General features: G+C 62.4%; 21 protein-coding genes. 5 read left to right on the top strand and 16 right to left on the bottom strand.

Annotation, left to right across the window (positions count from 1 at the left end):
* Positions 1-3: 3 nt before the first annotated feature.
* The 9 genes from HMPREF2656_RS07920 to rimP form a co-directional block, all read right to left on the bottom strand.
* Positions 4-657, bottom strand: coding sequence for a 4'-phosphopantetheinyl transferase family protein (locus HMPREF2656_RS07920; protein ID WP_070816284.1), 654 nt, complete (start codon positions 655-657; stop codon positions 4-6).
* Between the two features lie 2 nt (positions 658-659).
* The gene (locus HMPREF2656_RS07925) at positions 660-1,457 is read right to left on the bottom strand and encodes a metallophosphoesterase family protein (RefSeq protein ID WP_070422294.1); all 798 of its coding nucleotides are present in this window, start codon (positions 1,455-1,457) and stop codon (positions 660-662) included.
* Positions 1,454-2,788 carry an MATE family efflux transporter gene (locus HMPREF2656_RS07930; protein ID WP_070816285.1) on the bottom strand — a complete coding sequence of 445 codons (1,335 nt, stop codon included), beginning with the start codon at positions 2,786-2,788 and terminating at the stop codon, positions 1,454-1,456. Before HMPREF2656_RS07930 ends, HMPREF2656_RS07925 begins: the two co-directional genes overlap by 4 nt.
* Positions 2,785-3,789 carry a DHH family phosphoesterase gene (locus HMPREF2656_RS07935; protein WP_224213814.1) on the bottom strand — a complete coding sequence of 335 codons (1,005 nt, stop codon included), beginning with the start codon at positions 3,787-3,789 and terminating at the stop codon, positions 2,785-2,787. The genes HMPREF2656_RS07930 and HMPREF2656_RS07935 overlap by 4 nt, the downstream gene beginning before the upstream one ends.
* Entirely contained in the window at positions 3,776-4,216 is a 441-nt protein-coding gene (rbfA, locus tag HMPREF2656_RS07940) for a 30S ribosome-binding factor RbfA (protein ID WP_070816286.1), read from the bottom strand. Before rbfA ends, HMPREF2656_RS07935 begins: the two co-directional genes overlap by 14 nt.
* 95 nt (positions 4,217-4,311) lie before the next feature.
* Positions 4,312-7,128: a translation initiation factor IF-2 gene (infB, locus tag HMPREF2656_RS07945; RefSeq protein WP_070483872.1), complete on the bottom strand. Its 2,817-nt coding sequence runs from the start codon at positions 7,126-7,128 to the stop codon at positions 4,312-4,314.
* 106 nt (positions 7,129-7,234) lie between these two features.
* On the bottom strand, positions 7,235-7,558 hold the full coding sequence (locus HMPREF2656_RS07950) for a YlxR family protein (RefSeq protein ID WP_070451066.1): 324 nt from the start codon (positions 7,556-7,558) through the stop codon (positions 7,235-7,237).
* Between the two features lie 189 nt (positions 7,559-7,747).
* Positions 7,748-8,761: a transcription termination factor NusA gene (gene nusA, locus HMPREF2656_RS07955; RefSeq protein WP_070422289.1), complete on the bottom strand. Its 1,014-nt coding sequence runs from the start codon at positions 8,759-8,761 to the stop codon at positions 7,748-7,750.
* Positions 8,758-9,309: a ribosome maturation factor RimP gene (gene rimP, locus HMPREF2656_RS07960; protein ID WP_070422288.1), complete on the bottom strand. Its 552-nt coding sequence runs from the start codon at positions 9,307-9,309 to the stop codon at positions 8,758-8,760. Before rimP ends, nusA begins: the two co-directional genes overlap by 4 nt.
* A gap of 30 nt (positions 9,310-9,339) precedes the next feature.
* Between rimP and HMPREF2656_RS07965 the strand changes: the two genes are divergently transcribed.
* The gene (locus HMPREF2656_RS07965; protein ID WP_246816789.1) at positions 9,340-10,134 is read left to right on the top strand and encodes a DUF4439 domain-containing protein; all 795 of its coding nucleotides are present in this window, start codon (positions 9,340-9,342) and stop codon (positions 10,132-10,134) included.
* 22 nt (positions 10,135-10,156) lie between these two features.
* Here the strand turns inward: HMPREF2656_RS07965 and HMPREF2656_RS07970 are convergent, their stop codons facing one another.
* Positions 10,157-11,944: a proline--tRNA ligase gene (locus tag HMPREF2656_RS07970; protein WP_070816400.1), complete on the bottom strand. Its 1,788-nt coding sequence runs from the start codon at positions 11,942-11,944 to the stop codon at positions 10,157-10,159.
* 31 nt (positions 11,945-11,975) lie between these two features.
* Between HMPREF2656_RS07970 and HMPREF2656_RS07975 the strand changes: the two genes are divergently transcribed.
* Positions 11,976-12,641, top strand: a complete 666-nt coding sequence (locus HMPREF2656_RS07975) for a YaaA family protein (protein WP_070816287.1) — start codon at positions 11,976-11,978, stop codon at positions 12,639-12,641.
* Positions 12,642-12,644: 3 nt separating this feature from the next.
* On the opposite strand, the gene HMPREF2656_RS07980 is transcribed toward HMPREF2656_RS07975, so the two are convergent.
* Complete coding sequence (locus HMPREF2656_RS07980) at positions 12,645-13,466, bottom strand: hypothetical protein (protein ID WP_070816288.1); 822 nt, start codon at positions 13,464-13,466, stop codon at positions 12,645-12,647.
* A 311-nt stretch (positions 13,467-13,777) separates the two neighbouring features.
* On the opposite strand from HMPREF2656_RS07980, the gene HMPREF2656_RS07985 reads away from it, so the two are divergent.
* The gene (locus HMPREF2656_RS07985; protein ID WP_070816402.1) at positions 13,778-14,500 is read left to right on the top strand and encodes a DUF1648 domain-containing protein; all 723 of its coding nucleotides are present in this window, start codon (positions 13,778-13,780) and stop codon (positions 14,498-14,500) included.
* A 3-nt stretch (positions 14,501-14,503) separates the two neighbouring features.
* On the opposite strand, the gene gltS is transcribed toward HMPREF2656_RS07985, so the two are convergent.
* Entirely contained in the window at positions 14,504-15,724 is a 1,221-nt protein-coding gene (gene gltS / locus HMPREF2656_RS07990; RefSeq protein ID WP_070422284.1) for a sodium/glutamate symporter, read from the bottom strand.
* Between the two features lie 109 nt (positions 15,725-15,833).
* Here gltS and HMPREF2656_RS07995 point away from each other — a divergent pair, with 109 nt between their 5' ends.
* Positions 15,834-16,562, top strand: a complete 729-nt coding sequence (locus tag HMPREF2656_RS07995) for an NAD-dependent deacylase (protein ID WP_070816289.1) — start codon at positions 15,834-15,836, stop codon at positions 16,560-16,562.
* Here HMPREF2656_RS07995 and HMPREF2656_RS08000 read toward each other — a convergent pair.
* The 4 genes from HMPREF2656_RS08000 to cobA are packed head-to-tail and all read right to left on the bottom strand — an operon-like array spanning position 16,559 to position 18,780.
* Positions 16,559-16,813: a Txe/YoeB family addiction module toxin gene (locus tag HMPREF2656_RS08000; RefSeq protein WP_070422282.1), complete on the bottom strand. Its 255-nt coding sequence runs from the start codon at positions 16,811-16,813 to the stop codon at positions 16,559-16,561. The two genes, HMPREF2656_RS07995 and HMPREF2656_RS08000, sit on opposite strands and share 4 nt — an antisense overlap.
* Positions 16,813-17,064, bottom strand: coding sequence for a type II toxin-antitoxin system Phd/YefM family antitoxin (locus HMPREF2656_RS08005; protein WP_070422281.1), 252 nt, complete (start codon positions 17,062-17,064; stop codon positions 16,813-16,815). The genes HMPREF2656_RS08000 and HMPREF2656_RS08005 overlap by 1 nt, the downstream gene beginning before the upstream one ends.
* A 41-nt stretch (positions 17,065-17,105) precedes the next feature.
* Positions 17,106-18,056, bottom strand: a complete 951-nt coding sequence (locus HMPREF2656_RS08010; RefSeq protein WP_070422280.1) for a class I SAM-dependent methyltransferase — start codon at positions 18,054-18,056, stop codon at positions 17,106-17,108.
* Positions 18,040-18,780: a uroporphyrinogen-III C-methyltransferase gene (cobA, locus tag HMPREF2656_RS08015; protein WP_070816290.1), complete on the bottom strand. Its 741-nt coding sequence runs from the start codon at positions 18,778-18,780 to the stop codon at positions 18,040-18,042. Before cobA ends, HMPREF2656_RS08010 begins: the two co-directional genes overlap by 17 nt.
* A gap of 24 nt (positions 18,781-18,804) precedes the next feature.
* On the opposite strand from cobA, the gene HMPREF2656_RS08020 reads away from it, so the two are divergent.
* Positions 18,805-20,010 (top strand): protein adenylyltransferase SelO family protein, encoded by a 1,206-nt coding sequence (locus HMPREF2656_RS08020; protein ID WP_070816291.1) that lies wholly within the window; start codon positions 18,805-18,807, stop codon positions 20,008-20,010.
* The last annotated feature ends 18 nt before the right edge of the window (positions 20,011-20,028 follow it).

The following is a 20,028-nucleotide window of genomic DNA, read 5'->3' on the forward strand; positions in this document are numbered from 1 at the left end:
CGCCTAGCGCACGTACGTGGAAGCCACCGCGTAGCCACCACGGACCACCCAGCGGCCCTCAAACACCGGCACCGGCGCGGGACGGGCGAGGAGCTGCGAGACAAACGTGCCGTCGGCGCGCAACTCAATTTCGGCTTCGTCGAAATCTAGCCAACGCCGTGTCATCGGAAACCAGCACTTGTAGGTCGCTTCCTTGGCGCAAAACAGCAGCCGGTCGGCCCATTGCTGACCCTGCTGACGCATACCGTTGACCATCGCGATCTCAGTATCACTGGCGATCGACTCCAGCACCCCGTCTGGCAGCGATTCTGCCGGCTCCGCATCGAGCCCCATCGACAGTACGTACCGGGTTGGTGCTGCGACAGCGGCGCGCAGGCCATCGGTATGGGTCAGCGAGCCGGTAAACCCCTCTGGCCACAACGGCATACCGCGTTCCCCGCGCAGGATCGCGCCTGCAGATTCCACGCCCAGTTCGCGCAGTGCCTGGTGTGCGCACCAGCGGGCATCGCCGAACTCTCCCTTGCGCAAATCGACTGCGGTTTTGACCTCTTGGCGCTCCGCCGGGTGCAGGTCGTCGTAGCGGGTGAGGTCGCCGGCGTCGTCGGTAAGTAAAAAGACGCAGCGTGCTTCTGGAGGAAACAGCGAAATATCTTGCATCACTATTCAACCTCCATGACCGGGTACGGGAATTGCCGCGTGGACGGGTGGTGGCGCCACTCGCGCGGATAGCCCAGGGAGACCTCAATGTGGTCGACGCCATCGACCTTGGTCACCCCCGGCATGTGCAGGTGACCGTACACCACTGCCTGCGCGTTGTAGCGCTTGGGCCATGTCCTGGTGTGCCGGGTCCCGCACCACAGGGCGATTTCAGACCACATCATGCGCTGCACCGGCTCCTGCACCAGCGGCCAGTGGTTGACCAGAATCGTCGGCCCGCTAATGCGGGATAAGCGTTTGGTGGTGTAGGCCAAACGGTCCCAGCACCAGCCACGGATATCCACAAATGGTGCGATGGCAAACTCGTCTGTCATCACCACGTTGTTGTCGTGGGCGGCCTGCAGGGCTTCGTCGACAGTCATTTCCCTGCTGCGGAACGAATAGTCGTACAGCGTAAATAGCGGCGCGATGGTCACTCCGCCGAACACCGGATAGCGATCTTCCGGGGTAATCACACCGATAGCGCGCATCGCTTGAACCAGCATGGCGTACTTTTCTCGGCCGCGGTACCTGTCCGCAGAACGGCAAAATAGCTCGTGGTTGCCGGGCACCCAGATGACGGTGTCGAACCGACTGGCCAGTTCTGTCATCACTTCAACGATGAGTTCGAACCGTTCGGCCACGTCGCCAGCGACGATGAGCCAGTCAGACGGGTCAGTAGGCTGGATGTCGTCGATTTTTGGGCCGTTGAGCTTCACTGCGGCGTGCAGGTCGCTGACTGCCCAGAGTGTCGTGGTCATGCGTCATTCCTACCATCACCGCTTGTCACTGCCCATCGCATGGAACGGAACCTGTGCACTACACCTACGAGGCGCACAAGGATTTGGCCGAGTTGTCCGACCCAAATACCGGTCAGGCCCCAGCCGAAGAAACCGGAAGCGATGATGATCGGCAGCGCAACCCCGAGCAGCGAAAACAGTGTCAGGTTGCGCAGGTACGCCGCATCCGCCGCACCAAGCAGCACACCGTCGAGCGCAAACACCGCTCCCCCGGCGATGATCATGGCGATAAACAACAGCCACGGCAGCTGCAGCGTATCGACGACCGCCTGATCCTGCGTAAACAAACCCAGAATCGGCTCACGGAACAACGCGAACACCACGGCCAGCACGACCGCGAAGACCATCGAGTACTTCAGTGCGTGCTCACCAACGGCGCGTGCGTCCTGCGCCCCTGCCCGCCCCAAAGCCGAGCCGGTCAGGGTCTGCGCCGCAATAGCCAGCGAATCAAGCACGAGTGTGAGGAAGTTCCACAGCTGCAGCATCAACTGGTGAGCAGCAAGCGCAACCACGCCGAAGCGACCAGCAACTGCAGCAGCGGTCAGCAACGAGACTTGAAACGATAACGACCGCAAAATCAGGTCGCGGCCTAACACGAGCTGCTTGGAAATCACCGACCACTGCGGCGCCCAGCCCCGGCCCGACGTCCGGTGCTCCCTGATAAGAAACACCACGAACAACGTCGACGTGATCCCCATGCCAATCACGTTGGATATCGCGGAGCCCACAAGCCCGTACTGGTTCACCAATAACGGCAACGAGATCGCGCCGGGAATGAGGCCACACAGCGTTAAGTAGAACGGCAATCGCGTATTTTGCACGCCGCGCATCCAGCCATTTCCGGCCATGATGATCAGCGTCATCGGGATGGCGAATGCGGATACACGCATCCAGGACGCAGCGCGCACACTCGTGTCAACGTCACCTGCAAGCGCCATCGCCAACGGCTGGGCGAACACCCACACAATCAGCGCCAAGATCGCGCCCACCCCGAGCGCTACCCAGGTAGCTTGTACACCTTCCTCGACTGCCTGATCGCGTTTTCCGGCACCATAAAACCGCGAGCTTCGCGCCGTCGTGCCATAGGACAAAAACGTTAATTGGGTTGTCACGGTCGACTGGATGGCAGCGCCTGCAGCGAGTGCAGCCAGCTGCGCGGTGCCGAGCCTGCCAACGACAGCGGTATCCAGCAACAGGTACAGCGGGTTGGCTGCCAGCACGCCGAGCGCGGGCAGCGCGAGCATCAAGATATCCCGCGCGGTTGGTGTGCGGGCAGCGTCCGCGCCCCTCATCGGTCGGCGGGTTCTGGCAACGCGTCGAGCAGGTCGCGGACGACCTCAGAGCGCGAACCGGTGGCCGAGTACCCCGCTGCTGCCTTGTGTCCGCCACCGCCAAGAGAGCGCGCGACGGTTGAAACGTTCAGCACCGTAGAACGCAGCGACATCGCCCAATGCTTGCTGCTGTACTGCTTCAACACCACACCAACGTCGGTGCCTTCAAGGGCACGGGCGTAGTCGATGATCGCCTCGACCGTTGGCTGGCTCATGCGCGCTAACAACCCCGTGGGAATGGTGAGCACTGCAACGGAGAGCCCCTTGACCGGAATGATCTGGGTTTCCGCCAACACCGCGCCCATGAGCTGGAGGTCAGTCGCACTCATCGTGTCCATCAGGTCCAGTGCAATCTGGCGAGTATTCAGGCCGTAGCCCATCAGCTCCGCGGCCAAACGGTGCATCCTCGGTGTGCCCCACCGGAAGCTGCCGGTGTCGGTGACCAAGCCCGCGTACAGGCAGTACGCGATGTCCTCGTCAAGCTCCACCCCAAGATGATCAAGCAACTCGCGGATCATCGTTGTGGTCGATTCGGACTCGACGATCAAATTCATGTCGCCGAAACCGGGGTTGGTGTTGTGGTGATCGATGACAACAACGCGCGACGGGTTATCCGTAACATCGACCAGGAATGCTCCTGTGCGATCTGCGGAGGCACAATCCACGGTGACAACAAGGCCATCCTCCGGCAAAGTTTCGCCGTAGATGATCTCATCGACTCCCGGGATAGTGCGCATATTCGCCGGGTGCGGCAACGGCTGGCCAATGTAAACGTCGTTGTCGATACCAAGCGCCGTGAGCCCCTTTGCGAGCGCACACGCCGACCCGATCGCATCCGCATCGGGGTTGATGTGTGCGACCACGTTGACGCGGTCCGCGGCGCGGATACGCTCGGCAACCTCGGCAAATAGCGGAGCATGCTCCGCAAACAGCTGGCTGTTCAGGGCACTACTCCCCTTCACCGGAGCGCTTGTACGGGTCAGCATCGCCAACCGGCTTCGCATTTGCGCGCAGCTTTGCAAGCTCCTCATCACGCGCGCGTGCACGGTTGAGCAGCTCCTCCATGTGCGCGGAAGCTTCCGGCACGGTATCGCGCTCAAACGAGATGGTCGGCGTGAACCGAACCGAAAGCTGATCTCCCACGATCTTGCGGATCTGCCCGCGAGCACGGTTGAGCGCCTCAGCGGCCTGCTCGTAGTCAGGTTCGTCGTCGATCTCTTGGCCACGCACTGTGTAGTAAATGGTGGCGTCATGAAGGTCCCCGGTGACTCGGGTGTCGGTCACAGTGACCAACTCCAGCCGGCGGTCCTTAATCTCCCGCTCAATCGCGGAAGCAACAATCGTCTGAATCTGCTTCGCCAACCGCTGGGCGCGGGTGTTATCAGCCATGTCACTCCTCCTCAAAACTTCTGCATAGTGTAACCCCCGCCGAGCACGTGCGTGCGGGGCGGGGGTTTCGTCGATAAGCAATTGCTTTGCGACGACTAGTCGCGCGGGACCTCGACCATCTCGTAGGTCTGAATGATGTCGCCCACCTGGATATCCGGGTAGGACAGCACCATGCCGCACTCGTAGCCCTTGGCTACCTCGTTGACGTCGTCCTTCTCGCGGCGCAGCGAATCGATCGACGCATCCGGAGTAATGACGTTGCCGTCGCGGACCAGGCGCAGCTTCGCACCGCGCTTGACCTTGCCCTCGGTAACCATGCAACCTGCGATGAGGCCGACTGCGGAGGCCTTGAAGATCTGACGGATCTCGGCTTCGCCCAGGTCGCGCTCTTCGTAGATCGGCTTGAGCATGCCCTTGAGCGCCTGCTCCACATCCTCGATCGCCTGGTAGATGACCGAGTAGTAGCGGATCTCCACGCCTTCGGCATTCGCCTCTTCCGTGGCCTTGCCGTCCGCGCGGACGTTGAAGCCAATGATGATGGCGTCGGATGCCGCCGCGAGGGTGACGTTGGTCTGGGTCACAGCACCGACGCCACGGTCGATGATGTTGACCTGCACCTCGTCGTCGACCTCGATCTTGAGCAGCGCCTCCTCGAGGGCTTCCACCGAACCGGCGTTGTCGCCCTTGAGGATGAGGTTGAGCTGGCTGCGCTCCTTGAGAGCCTGATCCAGGTTCTCCAAAGAGACACGCTTCTTACGACGTGCCTGCATCGCCGCACGCTGACGAGCGTCACGCTGCGCAGCAATCTGGCGAGCCACACGGTCATCCTCAACCACGAGCAAGTTGTCGCCCGGGCCAGGAACACCGTTGAGGCCCTGGACCTGAACCGGACGGGACGGGCCTGCCTCTTCCACGTCCTCGCCCCACTCGTCGACCATGCGACGCACGCGACCGAAGTTGCCGCCGACGACAATCGAGTCACCGACACGCAGGGTGCCGCGCTGCACGATGACGGTGGACACCGGGCCACGGCCACGGTCCAGGTGGGACTCGATGGCAATACCTTGTGCGTCCATGTCTGGGTTCGCCGTGAGCTCAAGCGCCGCATCTGCGGTCAGGAGCACAGCCTCCAGCAGGTTGTCGATACCGGTGCCCTGCTTCGCGGAGATGTCAATGAACATGGTGTCGCCGCCGTACTCTTCCGGCACGAGGCCGTACTCGGTGAGCTGGCCACGGATCTTCTCCGGGGAAGCCTCCGGCTTATCCACCTTGTTCACTGCAACCACGATCGGCAGTTCCGCAGCCTTGGCGTGGTTAATCGCCTCAACGGTCTGCGGCATGACGCCGTCGTCCGCTGCCACCACGAGGATGGCCAAGTCGGTCGACTTCGCACCACGGGCACGCATGGCGGTAAACGCCTCGTGGCCCGGGGTATCCAGGAACGTGATCTTACGCGGGTGGCCGTCGAGGGTGACCTCGGTCTGGTATGCACCAATGCCCTGGGTAATACCGCCGGCCTCGCCACGACCCACGTTTGCCTTGCGGATGGAGTCCAACAGGCGGGTCTTACCGTGGTCGACGTGACCCATGACGGAGACCACTGGAGGACGCTGCTCGAGCTCCTCTTCGCCGCCTTCGTCCTCACCGAATTGCAGGTCGAAGGATTCGAGCAGTTCACGGTCCTCGTCCTCCGGCGAGACAATCTGGACTTCGTAGTTGATCTCAGCGCCGAGCAGCTGCAGGGTGTCCTCAGACACGGACTGCGTTGCCGTCACCATCTCACCGAGGTTGAACAGCGCCTGCACCAGCGAAGATGCATCGGTGTTGATCTTCTCAGCGAGGTCAGACAGGGTCGCGCCTTGGCGCAAGCGAACGGTCTTGCCGCCGCCGTCGGGGAGACGAACGCCACCGATGACGTTCGGCTTGTGCATCTCCTCGTACTCAGCCCTCTTCTGGCCCTTGGACTTGCGGCGCTTGCCGGGTGCACCACCCGGACGGCCGAATGCACCTGCGGTACCGCCGCGACGTCCGCCGCGACCGCGGAAACCGCCACCCGGTCCGCCGAAACCGCCACGCTGTGGCCCGTTCTGGCCACCACGACCACGACCACGGCCACCGCCGCGGCCACCGGCCGGTGCAGCCTTCGCAGGCATTTGTGTCGGCGACGGACCTGCCGGCATATCCGCCGGGGACGGACGGTTGCCGCCACCCTGACGGGCACCACCCGGGCGTGGGCCGCCCTGGCCCTGGCCACCGCGACCCTGCCCCGGACGTCCACCCGGACGCGGCGGGCGCTGCCCACCGCCGGTGTTGGACGAGAACGGGTTGTTAGCAACGCGCGGGCGTCCACCAGGCTTCGGCATCGGGCGAGGCATACCGCCCGGAGTCGGGCCGTCCTTCTTCGCAGCAGCCGGCTTCGGCGCTGCAGGCTTTGGAGCTGCGGGCTTTGGAGCTGCGGGTTTAGGTGCGCCTGGCTTCGGGGCGGAACCCGCAGGCTTCGGCGCTGCAGGCTTCGGTGCGCCCGGCTTCGGGGCGCCTGGCTTCTGGGCCGGCTCACCCGCAGCCTTCGCAGCCGGTGCCTTCGGAGCAGCCGGAGCCGGCTTCGGCTTCGCAGCCTCGCCCGGCTTTGGTGCGGAACCGGCGGGCTTCGGCGCTGCAGGCTTGGCACGGTTCTGGCCAGGCTTCTTCAGCGGCGGTTTCGCCGGAGTCGGTGCTTCCTTCTTTTCGTTGTCGTCTGCGCCACCGCCATTGAGCTTGGCGTAGTGCGCCTTCATCTTCTTGATGACAGGCGGCTCAATGGTCGACGACGCCGTCTTCACAAACTCACCCTGTTCTTTCAGGGTTGCGAGTAATTCCTTACTTGTTACGCCGAGCTGCTTAGCCAACTCGTGTACGCGTAGCTTTCCGGACACATGTCTCCTTGTTGTTCATGCTAGGAGCCCAGTGCCCTTCGGCTACCGGCCCCTAGACGTGGTCAGTGACTTTCATCGCTGATGCTGCTTCATGGTTGCGTACTCATCAGTGTTCGGTCTTTCCTTCATTCTCTGGGTCGACCGCCTCGGCGCTTCTGCTTTGCGACGAGGCGAGGTACGTACGTACATGACCTAGGTCTACTTTCGCAGACAGACGGAGCGCTCGCCCAAAGGCGCGGCGTTGTTCCGCCAGCTCGACTGCGTCCAACGACGGGGTAATCCATGCTCCCCGACCAGGCAGTTTCCGGTCCGGGTCGGCGAGGATCTTCCCCGGCACGTCCGGATCGGCGACCACGCGCAACAGTTCGACGTCGGGGTGAGTTTTTCGGGTGGCAATACAGGTACGTGTGCGGATGGGGTGCTTACGCATTCCGCTCATTCGCATCCTTCCCGCAACCTATCTGCCGTCTAACACTGTGCCGTTATGTCTCACACCGGCGCACTCGTGTGCGTGGTGGGCCGCCGCACCCAACGTGCGGACGCAAAGCCGTTAAACACTGTACGCGAAAACCCGCAGAATCTGTACTTCCTGCGGGTTTCATAAACGTTGGCAAAGACCTTATTCGTCGTCGGCGATATCAGCGTCGGAGCGGATGTCGATCTTCCAGCCGGTCAGGCGGGCGGCCAGGCGGGCGTTTTGGCCTTCCTTGCCGATGGCCAAGGAGAGCTGATAGTCCGGCACCGTCACGCGAGCCGCTTGCATATCCGCATCGAGCACCGTGACATCCACCACTTTCGAGGGGGCCAGGGAGTTACCGACGTACTTCGCCGGGTCCGCATCCCAATCGATGATGTCGATCTTCTCGCCGCCGAGCTGCTGCATGATGTTGGTCACGCGCGCTCCTCGAGGCCCGATGCACGCGCCCTTGGCGTTGACACCCTTGACGGTTGCACGCACCGCAACCTTGGAGCGGTGGCCTGCCTCGCGCGCGATGCTGACAATCTCTACCGAACCGTCGGCTACCTCCGGCACCTCGAGTGCGAACAGGCCTCGAACCAACTCGGGGTGCGTGCGCGACAGGTTGACCTGCACGCGCTTGTCGCCCTTGTTCACACCCACCACGTAAGCCTTGATGCGATCGCCGTGGCGCAACACTTCGCCCGGGATCTTCTCTGCCGGCAGCAGGATGCCGTCCTGCGGGTCTGCCTCCGTACCGAGCTGGACGATGCTGATGCCGCGCGCCTCTGCGTGGGCATCGCGCTGGACCAGCCCAGAGACAATCTGGCCCTCGAGTTCGGCGTACTCGCCGTAAACGCGGCCAGCCTCCGCTTGGCGCAGACGGCCCTTGATCGCGTCACGCACGGCGACGGAACCAATTCGGGAGAAGTTCACCGGCGTGTCGTCGTATTCAGAGATGACTTCGCCTTCGGCGTCGAGCTCGCTGACGATAACGGCAACGTCGCCCGTTTCGGTGTCAATGTCCACACGCGCCTTGGAACGCTCCGTACCGCTTTCCTCCTTGAACTCGCGGTATGAAAACAGCAACGCGTTTGCGATGGTGGTCAGCAGATCCTCCATCGAAATGCCCTGCTGCTCTTCGATGGTTTTCAGCGCGTTCAAGTCGATATTCACTTGTTTCCTTCCTGTGCCGCCGCTGCGGCTTCGAGCTCTGCAAACGTCTGATCCGCCAGCTCAACTTCTGCTGCTGGCGGCGCGTTGAACTCAATTTCTACCACTGCACCAGCAATTTCTGAAACCGGTGCAATTCGCACCTCATCGCCCTTTTTCGACGAACGCACCAGCGCAACATGCTCCTGCGCCTCATCCAGTACGGCGATGCGCCACTTCTGCTCACCCGCCTTAATCAGACGGCCCTGGTTGCGACGGAAGTGTCGCGGCTGCGTCAGCGGCATATCCACACCAGGGGTGGTCAGTTCAAGCGTGTATCCGGCGCCGAAGTTGACTTCCCCGCGCTGCTCGAGGTCGTCGAAAAGCGTTGATAGCTCATTGGACACTTCCTCCAACTCATCCAGCGTCGGGTGCGTATCCGAGTCGAGCGCAATAACGACCTGCGATTTCTTCCCCGCCTTGACGGTGCGAATGTTCTCAATGTCCATCGCGTACGCCTTCACGACAGGGGCGACCAATTGTTCAAGTTCGTTATTTGTGGGAAATGCCATGCGTCAAACCTAGCGTGTAACGTGCAGCGGGTGAAGAAACTGCTTGTTTTGCCAGCTGTACTGCTCCTGACCAGTTGCACAGTGATGGATGTTGTCGGCCCTCGCGCCAACGGCGAGATCATGTCGCTGGCCAAGCAAGCCTCCGCTGATTGGGTGTTCGGGGAGCACCCCGAGTGGGCGGAACTGCGCAAGTTCCAGAGCGAGCAGCTTCAAGACGAAGCACTGCGCCTGTGCGGCACGGACGAAACTGGACAGACCCCGCAGTCCTGCAACGTCGGGTATGGCGACACCGACCTTCCGGCAGCCGCGGACGGCGCAGCCCTTTTGGAGCACACCGTCACCGCCGCCGACAAGGTGCCTGACGATTCGGTTGACCTCGTAGTAGCCCAAGCCATCGATGCGCTTGCGCTCACTCCAGTCGAGATCACTCTCGAGGGCCCGCTTGACGACGACGCCGCGACCCAATCCGCCGCCGACCTCCTCGCCCGCGAAAACGCGATGTATTACGGCCTCGGCCTCGCGCTCGCCCATGCCGACGAGGCTTTGCGCACCCGCATTAGCGAGCTGCGCGAGGCGTCCCACGAACGCACCGAGGCGCTTACGGAACTGCTCGGCGACACAGACGGCCAATCGTTAGTTCCCGCCGCCGGATACACCTTCGCGGACGGCTACAACGACCCCCAGACAACGCAAGAGGCCACCGCGCTCGTCGAAACGATGCACGGTGACCTTGTCAAACAGTGGCGCTACGCCGCCGCTCACGCAGAGACCAAGCAGTGGCGCAAGGCGGCAATCCAACTCGCCGCCCACGCCCAGCGGGCCTAGCCTTCACACCCAGATTTATCGCCTAGCCGCGGCGCTCTGCGACCAGTTCCTGGACCTTCGCCACGATGTCGTCGGCCGGGACCTCAAGGGTCTCGCCCCCGCGGATGCGCAGTTCGACGTTGCCGTCAGCGAACGCGCGACCGAGGATCACGATGAACGGCATACCGAGCAGTTCCGCATCCTTGAACTTGACGCCTGGGGAGACCTTCGGGCGGTCGTCGAAAAGCACCTCGAGCCCGGCGTCGGAGAGTTCAGCCGCGATGCGGTCGCCTGCCTCGAGCGCAGCAGCGTCCTTGTTCGCCACAGCCACATGCACCTGGTACGGGGCGATCTCCACCGGCCAGACCAGGCCCTTGTCGTCGTGGCGCTGCTCCGCCACCACAGCGAGCATGCGAGAGATACCGATGCCGTAGGAACCCATGGTCGGCACGGCACGCTTGCCGTTTTCGTCCAGGATCTGCACGTCCATGGCTTCGGTGTACTTGCGGCCCAGCTGGAAGATGTGGCCAAGCTCGATGCCGCGGGCGAGTTTCACGGTGCCGTTGCCGGACGGCGACGGGTCGCCTTCCTTGATCTCGGCGGCCTCGATGTAGCCATCGACAGTGAAGTCGCGACCAGCGACCAGTCCGACGACGTGCTTCTGCGGAGCGTCCGCACCGGTGATCCACGCGGAGCCGTCAACCACACGCGGGTCCGCGAGGACACGCACACCGTTGGCCTGGAGCGCACGCGGGCCAACGTAGCCCTTGACCAGGAAATCATTCTTGGCAAAGTCTTCGTCGCTTGCCAACTCGAAGGTCGCCGGCTCGAGCGATGATTCCAGGCGCTTCTCGTCCAGTTCGCGGTCACCCGGGATGAGCACGCCGACCAACTGTGGGCCGACCGGCTTGCCGTCCTCATCCACGGCGCGCGGATCGTTGACCTTGATCATCATGCACTTGAGGGTGTCGGAGGCTTCGGCAGGGCGGTCGTCGATAAGCACTCCTGCGCTCTGCGCCCACTCCACGAGTGCCGCGATGGTCTCGGACTTCGGGGTGTCGTGCTCGACAGCCTCAGGCAGCCCTTCGACCGCACGGGCTTCCGGAGCAACCGTGGTCACAGCCTCAACGTTGGCTGCATAATCGCCCGCGGTGGAAACGACAAAAGTGTCCTCGCCGTTGTCGGAGTACGCGAGGAACTCCTCGGATGCGGAGCCACCCATGGCACCGGAGGTGGCCTGGCAGATCTCGTACTTCAGTCCCACACGGTCGAAGATGCGCTGGTAGGTCGCACGATGGTTTGCATACGACTCATCCAGACCCTCGTCCGACATGTCGAAGGAGTAGGAATCCTTCATCACAAACTCACGCCCGCGAAGGATGCCCGCGCGCGGACGCGCCTCATCGCGGTACTTCGTCTGAATCTGGTACAGCGTGACCGGGAAATCCTTATACGACGAGTACAGATCCTTCACCGCCGTAGTGAACATCTCCTCGTGCGTCGGGCCGAGCAGCATGTCCGCACCCTTACGGTCCTTCAGGCGGAACAAGTCATCGCCGTATTCGGTCCAACGGTTCGTCGCCTCGTAGGGCTCGCGCGGCAGCAGTGCCGGGAACAGCAGTTCCTGGCCACCCATTGCGTCCATCTCCTCGCGCACCACACCCTCGATCTTGCGCAGCGCACGCAGACCAAGCGGCAGCCAGGAGTACACGCCCGGCGCGGCACGGCGGACGTAACCAGCACGGACAAGGAGTTTGTGGCTCGGCACTTCAGCGTCGGCCGGGTCTTCGCGCAGAGTGCGCAGGAACAGCGTGGACAGGCGAGTAATCATGCGGGGCAGTTTACCCGGTAGCTTGTTCGTCATGCTGATCGTCCTCCCTCCTTCCGAAACCAAAGCGCCCGGCGGCACCGACGCGGCGATGGCGTTGTCGTTTCCGTCGTTGGATCCCATTCGCAATTCGCTTCTCGACGAACTCACCCACACCCTCGTCGACACCCCCGCCTCCAAGCAGGCAGAGGCGGAGGAAAACCTCACGTTGCGCTCGGCACCGGTGATGCATGCCATCGAGCGCTACACGGGTGTGCTGTACGACTCGCTCGATGCCTCCACGTTGTCCGCCGACGCGCTGTCGCGCCTTGCCGTTGGCTCCGCGCTGTTCGGCGTAGTCCGTGCGGGCGACCTCATCCCCCGCTACCGCCTGTCCGCCGGAATGAAACTGGACGGCAAAACGTTGCGCGCCTGGTGGGGATCCGCCGTGACGGATGCACTTGCAGACTGCGGCTTTGTCATCGACATGCGCTCCGGCGCCTACCAGAACCTCGGCCCTGTCCCCGGCGCGCTGACCATCCGCGTGGAACAGGCCGACACCGGCAAGGTGGTCAGCCACTTCAACAAGAAGTACAAGGGCGAGCTGGCCCGGGTTCTGGCGCCACACGACGCTGCGTCTGCTTCGGAGGTCGTGGATCTGGCTGTGGCGGCCGGTTTCGACGTCGCCGTTGGCGGCACCCTTCTGACCATGCGTGTGTAGGTGTCACGCCGCCTGGGTGTGTGCTGCCCCGTTGTCTGCTTCTCGCGCCTGGGCGAGGGCGAGCAGGGCGCGGGCGTCGTCGACAAACTCGTCTTCCTTAAACAACAGATCATGCGGCGACGCCCTGAGCAGATACACACCACGTTTGAGCAGATGTTTCTCCCGCTTGCGCTCTTGTCGCAGCGTCTCGTCGGTTTTCCTGAAGGTCACTCCGTCGTATTTGTAGTCCCCGTCGATCTCCAGGATCAGCGCCCCGAGGCGAAGATCTACCTCGTAGCCGGCGAACATGCCGTTGACGATCCAACCGTCAGCCACCCGCTCGATCAGCACCGCGCGTGCGTACGACTCGAACGGCGACCGCGAGTTACCCACCGCGTACCGCAGCACTTTCCGCAACACCCCGATCCCCTTGACCCGGCCGAGCTTGTCAACCTCCGCCTCCACGGTCGCACGATCGGTGTGGTGTTTGAGCACCCAGTCCATCGCCACCAGCCCCTCCCTGAACCCGTGGCGCAGAGCGATCTCGAACGCGGTGGTCAGCTCGTCGGTAACGCGCAATGTGTCAAAGTGCTTGATCACAGTCTCGCAGTTGCGCGCACGGTGATAGACGGTATTGTCCGGCCACTGTCTTCTCGATGGTGTCCTGCCGTTCGGGAGCAACAGTTCTACCGGTTCGTTTGAGTCCGTGGTCACCAGCCACATCCCCAGTACACGCGCCGCAGACCTGCCAGCCAGCGCCGCCTTCCTCGCTGCCTGACCTGCTGCAACCGCCTGCACCCAGCGCTTTTCGTAAAACGCCAACGCGTGAAAGTCGGCCTGTAGCATCGCATGCCTTGCCGACAACGCGACTGTCCTACCTGCTTGTGTATCTCTACGGTCGATCACCTTGCTCAGGATCTCCCGTTGCCTCCCCATATCCATGCCACAACGATTGCAGAGATCCCGTGTCGGCGGAAGACCCCGCCCGTTTTTGTGGATAACTTCGGGTAACTCCGGATACTTTCGCGCCGGTTATCCACAGCCTAAAAGACGATATCGTCTTTTAGCATTTGCGCGGATCTAAAACCCCAGGTCGCGGCTCCATCGCCGGCACAAAAGACGATATCGTCTTTTGGGTTGTGTCTAAGATCGCCTACATGCCTGCCCATTACCGTCGCTATGCCCTCGCTGTCCTGGCCTACGCAGCCGCGTTCGCGTACATCCTGCTGCGTTGGGACGCGATCCCCGACCCGGTGCCGGTCCATTTCAACGTCAACGGCGACGCGGACGGATTCGAACCGAAAACCCTGCTTCACGCGACGTTCTTGATCACAATCGGCATCGCCATCTCCATATCGATGCTCGCGTGCGTACCGCCGAAAACCCTCGCACGCCAGACCGTGAACGTACCGGAGGACAAGGCGTTGCCGTATTCGGAGACGGCGGCGGCGCGCGTCGAGAAGCTGTGCGATGCAACAGCCGACTTCATGTCGAAGACCCTCCTCGCTATGGCGGTCTTGTTCGCGCTGACCAACGTCTCGATGATGCTGCCGGACATCTCGCTGCCATTCTGGCTGGAGATCGCACTGTGGATCGCATTCACCGTCTACATCGTCGTCGTAGCAATCCGCATGACCACGGCCAAGGACGGCATCGAACCCGACGAAGCGGAGCAACAACGCAACCACCTGCTGCGGATGCAGGGTGGCATGGGCACCTACAAGGAGCCGAACGACCCAATGCTCGCCGCGGTGCTGCCGCAGGCCCCGGGCAAGATCTCGGTCAACACGGCACACGCGCCGGGCAAGCGTTACCTGTGGCGTGTGATGACAAGCGTCGTCGCAGTCCTGGTGGTCTGTCTCCTGTTTGTGTTTATCTAACGGCTACAGCACGTTGAGGAACACCGTCACCACGAGGATGTTGACGAAGTCGATGAACATCCCGCCGACGATTGGTAAAACGAAAAACGCTAGGCGCGACGGCGAGTACTTCTGCACCACCGACTCCATGTTGGCTACACCGTTGGGGGTTGCGCCCATGCCAAAACCGCAGTGGCCGGCGGACAGGACGGCGGCGTCGTAGTCGCTGCCCATCGCTCGGAATGTGACAAAGCGGGCGAAGAGGAGCATCAGCACGGTCTGGGCGATGAGCAGAATGACAAGCGGGATGGCAAGGTCTGCCAGTTCCCACAGTTTGATCGTCATCAGTGCTTGCGCGAGGAAAAGTGCGAGCGCAACACTGCCGATGATCTCCACCTCTTGTGTGGGCACAAACTCGTGGTACTGGCGCTGGTTGCGCGTGTCTGAGATGTAGCGGAACAGAATGCCGACGAGCATGGCACCCAGGTAGTTCGGGAAGGCGGCTTTGTCGGTGAACTGGCTGATGATCCAGTTGATGCCGTCGGTGATGTAGGTGCCGATAAACATCGCGATGAGGATGACGATGAAGGCTTGCATGACCTGGTCGCTGCGCAGGTCTCGTCGATACGCAGTGAGCAAACTATCGTCCACGTCGACATTGCGGGTGCCGCTGGATTGGAGGCGGTTGCGTTTGATCAGACGGTCGCCGACAGGCCCGCCTATGAGCGAGCCCATCAGCAGGCCGAACGTTGCTGCGGTGTAGGCGACGGTTTCTGCGCGCTCCACACCCTGCGCCTCCACGAGCGGGGCCATACCGCCGGACACCCCGTGGCCGCCGGTCATGGACACAGACCCGGTCATGAGCGCGAGCGCGGACGGGATGTCCACAATCGGCGCGAGCAGCACCGCAAGAAGGTTCTGTAGCACCACCAGCACAGAGGCGACGAGAAGGAAGCGGGTGACCATCTTGCCGGCTTTGCCAAGAAGCGCGACACTGGCGCCGAAGCCGACGGTGGTGAAGAACATCGTCATGAAGAAGCCCTGCAAGGTGGTGTCGAAGGTGATGTCCACCCAACCGGTGAGTTTGAACACCAGGTTGAACAGGGCGAAAAGGAACCCGCCGATCACCGGCGCTGGGATGGCGAAGCGCTCAAAGAACGCCACGTTGTTGCGCAGCCAGCGTCCAACGACGAGCAGGAGCACGGCGAAGCCGATGGTTTGGATCATGTTGAATTCAATCGCCATCGGCGGCCACCTCTCTGTTAGATGTCTGTCGATCTCGAAGAGTCTAAAGCGCGCACACGGTTTGTGACAAAGAACACGCTCCTGTGCTTCTCCCGGTAGCGTTTAAACCATGACCACAATCGACAACGCCCGCGCACTACTCGCCGACGCCAGCCGTATCGAGGTCTTCACCGGCGCCGGCATGAGCGCCGACAGTGGCCTTGTGACCTATCGCGACGCGCAAACCGGCCTGTGGGAGAACGTGGACCCGCAGGCCATGGCGTCTATCGACGCCTGGCACACCGACCCGGACACCATGTTGGCCTGGTACCTCTGGCGTGCACAGTTGGCGCAGCGCGCCGAGCCGAACGCGGGGCACATCGCCATTGCACAGTCGCCGAAGACGACGGTAACCACGCAAAACATCGACAACCTTCACGAGCGTGCTGGCAGCGACAATGTCGTCCACCTGCACGGCTCGCTCTTCGCGTTTCGCTGTTCGCTTTGCGACGAGCCCTACACCGACCCAATCCCACTGCCCGAGGAGCCTGTCCCGACGATCACTCCGCCCCAGTGCCCGTTATGTGGCGGGCCGGTGCGTCCCGGCGTGGTGTGGTTCGGCGAGATGTTGCCCCAAGCTGAGTGGAAGGAGGCGGAGCGTCGCATGCGCACCGCTGACGCGTTGATCATCGTCGGCACTTCTGGCGTGGTCTACCCCGCCGCTGGCCTGCCTCTAATGGCGCACGCGCGCGAAATCCCCATCATTGAGGTCACCCCGATGCGCACGGACCTGTCGCATATCGCCGACGTGGTCATCGAGGACACCGCAGCCAACGCCCTGCCGAAGCTGCTGGGTTAGTAGTGGTACCGGGCTTGGAGAATCACCAAATCTGTCCCAGCGACCGTATAGACCAAGCGGTGTTCTTGTGTGATCCTCCTCGACCACGCCCCTTCAGCTCCGTACTTCAGCGGTTCGGGTTTCCCTATGCCTTCAAACGGATCCCTTAAGGTGTCGCGCAGAAGCTGGTTGACTCGCCTCAGCGTTTTCTTGTCGTTGCCCTGCCAGTACAGGTAGTCCTCCCACGCGTTGGTGGTCCACACAAGCCGCATTACGCGTCCAGGTCGATGTCGTGTTCGGCCACCGCCCCGTTGAGTGCTTCCTCGTAGGCCTGAGTCAGGCGTCGAGCATTCTCTGGCGACTTAAACAGGTAGGCAGTCTCAACCCATGCCGCGTAGTCATCTGCAGCCATCAATACTGCATTACCGTGACGCGACACGATTTCAACGGGATCGCGATCATTGTTCACACGCTCGATGAGCGGATATAGCGTGCGCCGCGCTTCAGATGCACTGATAGACATCACAACCTCCTCCGAGTGGTACCGTAATACGGTACCACACTCTAGAGTGAAGCACGCAGGACCGTGAAGGTCTTATCGCGGGTGACCTGCTCCACGGCGCCGAACCTTTGCTCCACCTCGCCGCGGTAACGCAGGTGCGAATTGTGGACCAGGTAGAGCGTGCCGCCCGGCGCGAGTAGTCGCTTGGAGGCGTCGAGGAGGTGCTGGACGAGGGTTGCGTCGACCGTGGTCCCGTCGTGGAACGGTGGGTTGAGCGCAATGGTGTCGAAGGAGCCGTCCGGGAACTGTGAGCCTGCATCATCCCAGGTCGCATTCAGGCCGATGGCGCGGGCGGAGAGCACCGCGTCTGCGTCAGCGTCTGTGGCCACTGCCTCCAAGCCACGCGTGACAGAGCCGTTGCCACACCCCAGGTCCAACAGTCGTCCAGGCTCTGCCGGCAGGCAGGAGCGCAGCAGTTCCCCACCACGGTCGGGCTTCGCCCCTGAGAACACGCCTCCGATGGCGACAAGTCCATCGCCGCGTACGGGCTCATAGGACACCTCGCGCGGCCCAGACGCCACAAGACAGCGAAACTTCCCGCGCCCACGGGAGGCCGCCACCTGGTCGAACGATTCGCCCAGCACCACATTCATGCCACGAGACAAGTGTTTATTGTTCGCGCCGAACACCACCCGCGCCGAAGCAAACCCAGCTCCCGCAATCGAGCGTGCCAGGTAGTCCAGCCGCGCCAGGGACTTCGGCATCTCCCCAATGGCAACGGCTGTGCCTGAAGAGCCGGCAAGGTAGTCGTCGATACGCATATCGCCCGCAATCTCCGCACCGAGCGACGCTGCTTCCTGGCAGCGTGAGTAGTCGGAGTCCAAAAACACGACCTTCGCCCCAGCAGCGAGTGCGGTGCGGGTGAGATCGAGTGTCGGGTCGTTGCACACGAGGACGACCTCTCCCGCAGCAACATCGGCCGTGTCCCAAATCAGACTATCCAGCGTGCGCAAGGCCTGCGACCTCCCCAAAAACGTACACAGCAGGCGAAGTCACATCGTTGTTCTCCATCACATCTGGCAAGGTGGCGGCGGTAGCGAAGAACACGCGCTGCGCGTCGGTTTCGCCTTCCTGGATCACCGCTGCGGGCGTATCCGGGGACAGCGATGCCTCCAGCAGCTTCTCGACGATCGCACGCACGTTGCGCACCCCCATCACCACCACGATAGTGCCACCGACCTGTGCAAGCGCGGACCAATCCACGAGCGACTTGGGATGCTCCGGCGGCAAGTGTCCCGACACCACGGTGAACGCATGCGTCACCCCGCGTTGCGTCACGGGCACGTTTGCCGCCGCAGGAACGGACACCGCGGACGTCACGCCCGGGATTACCGAGCACTCAAGACCGGCAGCCGCGCATGCCTGCAGCTCCTCAAAGCCGCGACCGAACACGTACGGGTCGCCGCCTTTGAGCCGCACGACCTGCTTGCCCTCACGCGCATAGGACACCAGCATCTCGTTGATACGCTCCTGCGCGACCTGGCGCGCGTAGGGCAACTTGGCCACGTCCACGACTTCTTTGCCGGTCAGATCCAGAAAACCCTCAAGCTCCGCGGCCGGCCCAAGGTGATCCGCAAGGATTACGTCCGCTGCTTCCAGCGCGCGCAAACCTCGGATGGTGAGCAGGTCCCATGCGCCTGGACCGCCGCCGACAAGAGTGATGTGGCCAATCGTCATAGCGACACAGTCTAGGGTGACACCATGACACGACCCCAGCTCGACCACACATTCGCCGAGAACCTGCCCGAGCTCGCCCACCCTGAACCAGGCAGAAGTTTTGAGAACCCCCAGATGGTTGCCCTCAACGAGCCTCTCGCACAAGAACTTGGGCTCGATGTCGCTTGGTTGCGTAGCAGCGACGGCCTCGCCTGGCTTACCGGCGCCCAGGGCGGGCACGCATTGGCATATGCGGGCCATCAGTTCGGTCAGTTCGTGCCATTGCTTGGCGACGGCCGCGCGTTGCTGCTCGGCAACATCGCCGGCCACGAGATCCAACTCAAAGGATCCGGCCTGACAGTGTTTTCACGGCGCGGCTCTGACGGTGTGGGCGCAATCGGCCCAATGCTGCGCGAACATCTCGTCTCCACGTTCATGCACGCGGTCGGCGTACCGACGACACGCTCGCTGGCCGTGCTGACCACCGGAGAGAAGGTCATACGCCAAAACGGCGCGGTGCCGGGTGGGGTTGTGGTCCGCGTTGCGAAAAGCCACCTTCGTGTCGGCAGCGTCCAGTACGCGGCAACGCAGTCCGAGGACCTTGTACGCCAGATCGTCACCGCTGCCGGTTTCGACAATGCAGCCAGCCTGCTCGAAACCGTCACCCGCCGCCACTTCGACCTGGTTGCGCACTGGATGCGCATCGGTTTCGTCCACGGGGTGATGAACACCGACAACGTGACACTCTCAGGCGAAACGATCGACTACGGGCCATGCGCGTTCACGGAGCGCTTCGACGCCGCAGCGTCGTTTTCATCTATCGACAGGCAAGGCCGCTACGCCTTTGGCAACCAACCGAGCATCATCGCCTGGAACATGGCTCGCCTGGCAGAGGCGCTTTACCCCTTGCTGGGTCAGGATTATGTTGACGCCTACATCAAAACAGTCCAGCCAACCTGGGACGAGGCGTGGCAGCGTTGGATCGGCGACGACCACGAGGGGCTCAACAACGCCACCGACATCACCGCCTACAACCGCGCACACGGCATCAACGGCGATCCAGGACCGATCTTCGTCCCGCGCAACCACATGCTGCAGGATGCGATAGACGCCGCTGAGTTGCACGGTGATTACGCGAAGTACAACGAACTGCTCGCGGCAGTATCCGACCCGTACAACGAACAGGCCGGGCCCGAATGGATGACCCGGCCGGAAGGACAAATGCCCTACGTCACCTTCTGCGGGACGTAGGGCAGCCAGTTCAGTGAA

This window comes from Corynebacterium sp. HMSC034B08 (assembly GCF_001835805.1).
Classification (GTDB): Bacteria; Actinomycetota; Actinomycetes; order Mycobacteriales; family Mycobacteriaceae; genus Corynebacterium; species Corynebacterium coyleae.

What these genes read in the sequence shown, in the direction of transcription:
- HMPREF2656_RS07980 (WP_070816288.1), bottom strand. Translation starts at nt 13,466, where the DNA reads ATGCTACAGGCCGACTTTCACGCGTTGGCGTTTTACGAAAAGCGCTGG.
- cobA (WP_070816290.1), bottom strand. Translation starts at nt 18,780, where the DNA reads ATGACGATTGGCCACATCACTCTTGTCGGCGGCGGTCCAGGCGCATGG.
- HMPREF2656_RS08000 (WP_070422282.1), bottom strand. Translation starts at nt 16,813, where the DNA reads ATGCGGCTTGTGTGGACCACCAACGCGTGGGAGGACTACCTGTACTGG.
- HMPREF2656_RS07985 (WP_070816402.1), top strand. Translation starts at nt 13,778, where the DNA reads ATGCCTGCCCATTACCGTCGCTATGCCCTCGCTGTCCTGGCCTACGCA.
- HMPREF2656_RS07995 (WP_070816289.1), top strand. Translation starts at nt 15,834, where the DNA reads ATGACCACAATCGACAACGCCCGCGCACTACTCGCCGACGCCAGCCGT.
- gltS (WP_070422284.1), bottom strand. Translation starts at nt 15,724, where the DNA reads ATGGCGATTGAATTCAACATGATCCAAACCATCGGCTTCGCCGTGCTC.
- rimP (WP_070422288.1), bottom strand. Translation starts at nt 9,309, where the DNA reads ATGGCATTTCCCACAAATAACGAACTTGAACAATTGGTCGCCCCTGTC.
- HMPREF2656_RS07925 (WP_070422294.1), bottom strand. Translation starts at nt 1,457, where the DNA reads ATGACCACGACACTCTGGGCAGTCAGCGACCTGCACGCCGCAGTGAAG.
- HMPREF2656_RS07970 (WP_070816400.1), bottom strand. Translation starts at nt 11,944, where the DNA reads ATGATTACTCGCCTGTCCACGCTGTTCCTGCGCACTCTGCGCGAAGAC.
- HMPREF2656_RS07930 (WP_070816285.1), bottom strand. Translation starts at nt 2,788, where the DNA reads ATGAGGGGCGCGGACGCTGCCCGCACACCAACCGCGCGGGATATCTTG.
- HMPREF2656_RS08005 (WP_070422281.1), bottom strand. Translation starts at nt 17,064, where the DNA reads ATGTCTATCAGTGCATCTGAAGCGCGGCGCACGCTATATCCGCTCATC.
- HMPREF2656_RS07975 (WP_070816287.1), top strand. Translation starts at nt 11,976, where the DNA reads ATGCTGATCGTCCTCCCTCCTTCCGAAACCAAAGCGCCCGGCGGCACC.
- HMPREF2656_RS07950 (WP_070451066.1), bottom strand. Translation starts at nt 7,558, where the DNA reads ATGCGTAAGCACCCCATCCGCACACGTACCTGTATTGCCACCCGAAAA.
- rbfA (WP_070816286.1), bottom strand. Translation starts at nt 4,216, where the DNA reads ATGGCTGATAACACCCGCGCCCAGCGGTTGGCGAAGCAGATTCAGACG.
- HMPREF2656_RS07920 (WP_070816284.1), bottom strand. Translation starts at nt 657, where the DNA reads ATGCAAGATATTTCGCTGTTTCCTCCAGAAGCACGCTGCGTCTTTTTA.
- HMPREF2656_RS08020 (WP_070816291.1), top strand. Translation starts at nt 18,805, where the DNA reads ATGACACGACCCCAGCTCGACCACACATTCGCCGAGAACCTGCCCGAG.